Below are 3,928 nucleotides of genomic sequence, written 5' to 3' on the forward strand. Positions count from 1 at the left end.
ATCTTAGATTCATTTAACATCCATTACAAATGGGCTACTGACAATCTGCTCAAATGAACTTGACAGAGGAGGAAATATATAACAAAATGGTTGAAGAAAACTTTTAGGAAAGCATTAGAAGCCGAATTTCTACTATTATTCTGCCTAGTTTATAAGTTTCCTAATTACGGATCACCAAAAATTTCTAATCAAGGGAGGAAAAACATGGGGGAAGGAATTCATAAACACATGGGGCTTTATGCACTTGCGTGGCCTATTTTTTTAGAGCAATTTTTACGAATTATGATTAACTACGTGGATGTGTTCATGCTTGGTCACTATTCGGATGAGGCTGTTGCCGCAACCGGTGTCGCTAATCAAATCCTCGTAATTTCTGTCATTATGTACGGCTTTATCAGCGTTGGCGTTCAAATTTTAGTGGCGCAAATGATCGGAGCAAGGAAGCATGATATGATTGAAAAAATCATCACAAATGGTCTTATCGTTGCTTTTTTCATTGGCATCGCGATGAGCATTGTTTTTATTTTTCTAAGCGATACCTTCTTGAGGCTGCTTGGTTTAAGCGAAGAACTCATCCAAGTTGGCTCGCCGTTTCTTGAAATCATCGGCGGTAGCTCCATCATCATTGCGATTCATTCTTCCATTTTACCCATTTTGCGGGTTCACGGTTACGTTCGGCAAGCGATGCTTGTTCCCATCACGATTAGCATTATCAACGTAGTCGGGAACTACCTCTTCCTTTATGGTTCACTTAGCTTCCTTGATTTAGGCGTTGCTGGAGTGGGGATCGCAACTATGGTTGCCAACTTTGTCGGCATGGTACTAGCCATTTGGATGCTCAAAAAGCATATCGGCTATATATTCACGTTCAAAAAGCTAAAACTTTATTCTAAAAAATTATTGTTTGCTATTCTGAAACTGGGATTGCCTTCCGCTGGAGAAAACATGTCCTATGCGGGTTCACAGCTTGTCGTCACGGCGATCATTGCCCTGCTTGGAACTGAAGCCCTCACGACGAAAGTTTACGCATCGAGCGTTAGCCAGTTCGTGGCCTTGTTTGCCATTGCGATTGGGCAAGCTTCCCAAATCATCATCGGGCGAGCTGTTGGGGCTAAAGAACTGGACCGAGCATACGAACAAGGCTTGCGAAGTTGGAAAATTGGGCTTGGCATTGCGCTTGTCGTGAGCATCTTGCTTTATCTCTTCGCAGAACCCGTGATGAGCCTCTTTACAAGTAATGCGATTGTCATCCAGATGGTCAAACAGCTCTTCTTACTTTCGATTGGACTGGAATTGTTCCGTGCGACCAATATCATTTTGATCAGCAGTTTGAATGCAACCGGAGATGTTCGCTTCCCGTTCATTGTTGGCCTCATCGTCATGTGGATTGTCAGCTTGCCATTTTCATACTTGCTTGGAATCACAGCAGGACTTGGTCTTGTCGGCGTTTGGCTAGCTTACTTGATTGACGAGGGCATTCGTTCCGCTTTAATGTACAAGAGATGGCGCAGCAAAGTTTGGACGCTCAAATCTGTTCTCTAATCTTACAAAACTGTCATCCGAATCTGACAAATTGTCACTTGATTCGAATGAACCGCAATCGTTCTTCCTTTATAATGAAATTACGATAAAGGAAAGGATGATTTTTATGAACAGCCATAAAGTTATGAAGTCGCTCAGTTATTTCAGCATATTTTTTGCGCCGATTGTAGTCCCACTTTTCATCTGGGTATTCGCAGACGACAAGGAAGTTCAGCATCACGCCAAAACAGCGCTCACCACACACGTGCTTCCTGTCGTCAGTTTATTTTTATCTTTTGCGATTTTTTCACTCGTGCAAATCAGTACAGATAGCGCAAACACAGCGGGATTCATTGCATTTACTGGCGTCATTTCCTTCGTCATTTTTTCGATTTTACTTTTCTTTTTCAACATTATTCGTGGCGTTAAAATGCTCGTACATGATGAAGCAGAAAGTCATTATATAACCGAATAACCCCTAAAAAGAGTCGAAACAGCAAATTCGGCTCTTTTTTGATATACTAAAAACTGGAACAAGAACAGGGAGTGTGACATACATGCGCTTTATTTTCGCTTATTTAACCGTATTTATCCTAGGAATTTTTTCTTGCCTTGGCGTAGAGGCGATCCTTTTTGGAAAGCTAGACGCGGAGCTCATCTTCGCGGCAATCCTGATTGCGGCACCACTAGTCCTCGTCGGCGCCACCATCGCAGAAATCTACTACGGCTTCAGCAAGAATGCCAACTGGCAGCGCTTTGCCTTCTTTGGCTTCCTTTACGGCCTTTTTGCCGTCATCATCATTACCGGTGTGATGCAAGTCGCATCAATGTTTATCGTGATCCTCGTTTCAATCCTAAGCGGCATCCTCACAGCCTTACTCGCACTAATTTTCTTTATTTTCCGAGGTGGCAAAAAAAGCAGTGGCAAAGCTACGAGGTCTAATGATTAATGAAAAAGGAATTCAAAGCTAAAAGTTTTAGCTTTGAATTCCCTTTTTCTAATTTATTACTCTTCTAAGATTTGTTTCTCATAGCTCTTTTCAATACATTCATGTATAAATTTATCTAATTTTCTTTCAATGTTTCCCTCAATCGTTTTTAATCTACATAAAGGAATCTGAGCTTTTTTTAAAATAGAATTTTTCAACTGATCCCTTTCTTGTTGCTTAGTTGTTTCATGGTGTTGACCATCTACTTCAATCACCCCTATCGGCGTTTTCCCGACTTTATAGTAAACTACAAAATCACAACTTGCTTTTTGATGCATAAACTCTATTTCTCTATCAGTAAAGGCATTCATTCTAATCGAAACTAATTGAATTAAATCTATTTGTTGATGATAAGCTAAAGAGCTTGATTTATCTTTTAATAAAAGATCATCTAGTAAAACTGAAAGAATTTTTTCAGATTTTACTTGTCGATTTTTTTTGTTTAAACGATTATTTAATTTTTCAAGTGAGTGATCATACTCCTTATATAATAGATCAAAAGCTGAAATAACTGGGCTATCATGCACATGATCATCTGAGGCATAATATTTAATGTATCTGATTAGGGCGGCAATGCTTTGATTATTCTTTGTAAATACATTATTCCCAGTTATTAATGTAAACTTATTAATTGCTCTAGAAACAGCAACATTGATCAGTTGAGGGTCATCAACAAAAGCCATGGATTCTTGACGCTTGTATTTCTTTTTATCAAGGACTGTTGAAAAAACAATTTCTTTACATTCTCTTCCTTGAAATTTGTGTACGGTTGCTTTAACAAACTCCTCTGGAAGGTATTTTTCCGCTAGCTTTATTTGATTTCTATACGGAGATATAAAGCCAATACCTTTATCATCTGACCACCCTATCTCCATCAAGGATTCAATTTCTCTTAAATTCGAATTCTTCCTCATATGGTTTCCTTTAGAAGTCGTTATTATTTCTATTGAGTCTTCACCATTATCAATAGTCATCGGTATCAGCTCATTATTATAAAATTGTTGATTACAAAATTGAATAATCTTTGGATGACATCTATAATGCTCTTTCAACAAGGTAATGGGTACTTTTTCTTTAAACAAACCAATAAAAGAATCTAGTAGGCTATATTTTGTACAATCATAATAAGTGGATGGTGCTTCAATTCTCGACTGTGCAGCAATATGAGGAAGCTGCTTTCTATCACCTACAACAATAATATTTAATGCACATCCCAAACTTAAAATACCGGGAATGATGTCCTGTTGTGAAGCTTCATCAATAATTATATAATCAAGTACGACACCATCTGCTATTGAATTAATAATTGAATGTGTGCTACTTCCAATCACTGGAAACCTTTTTATAAAATCACTAAAATTTTTTTTATAATCCTTTACAGTATACAATCTAGTTTTTGGTATTTTTCTGGATAGATG

4 protein-coding genes are annotated in these 3,928 nt (G+C 38.1%); 3 read left to right on the forward strand and 1 reads right to left on the reverse strand.

The genetic code is table 11. From position 1 onward, the window contains the following. Positions 1-204 precede the first annotated feature (204 nt). The 3 genes from HCK02_RS13420 (at position 205) to HCK02_RS13430 (ending at position 2,471) form a co-directional block, all read left to right on the forward strand. Positions 205-1,542, forward strand: a complete 1,338-nt coding sequence (locus HCK02_RS13420; protein ID WP_167630606.1) for an MATE family efflux transporter — start codon at positions 205-207, stop codon at positions 1,540-1,542. Between the two features lie 106 nt (positions 1,543-1,648). Next, positions 1,649-1,996: a magnetosome magnetite crystal formation protein family gene (locus HCK02_RS13425; RefSeq protein ID WP_167630607.1), complete on the forward strand. Its 348-nt coding sequence runs from the start codon at positions 1,649-1,651 to the stop codon at positions 1,994-1,996. An 82-nt stretch (positions 1,997-2,078) separates the two neighbouring features. Continuing rightward, complete coding sequence (locus tag HCK02_RS13430) at positions 2,079-2,471, forward strand: hypothetical protein (protein WP_167630608.1); 393 nt, start codon at positions 2,079-2,081, stop codon at positions 2,469-2,471. 56 nt (positions 2,472-2,527) lie between these two features. Here the strand turns inward: HCK02_RS13430 and HCK02_RS13435 are convergent. Beyond that, a partial coding sequence (locus HCK02_RS13435) for an AAA domain-containing protein (protein ID WP_167630609.1) occupies positions 2,528-3,928 on the reverse strand: 1,401 nt, incomplete at its 5' end.

The sequence above is a fragment of the Listeria valentina genome, from assembly GCF_011800755.1.
Taxonomy (GTDB): domain Bacteria; phylum Bacillota; class Bacilli; order Lactobacillales; family Listeriaceae; genus Listeria; species Listeria valentina.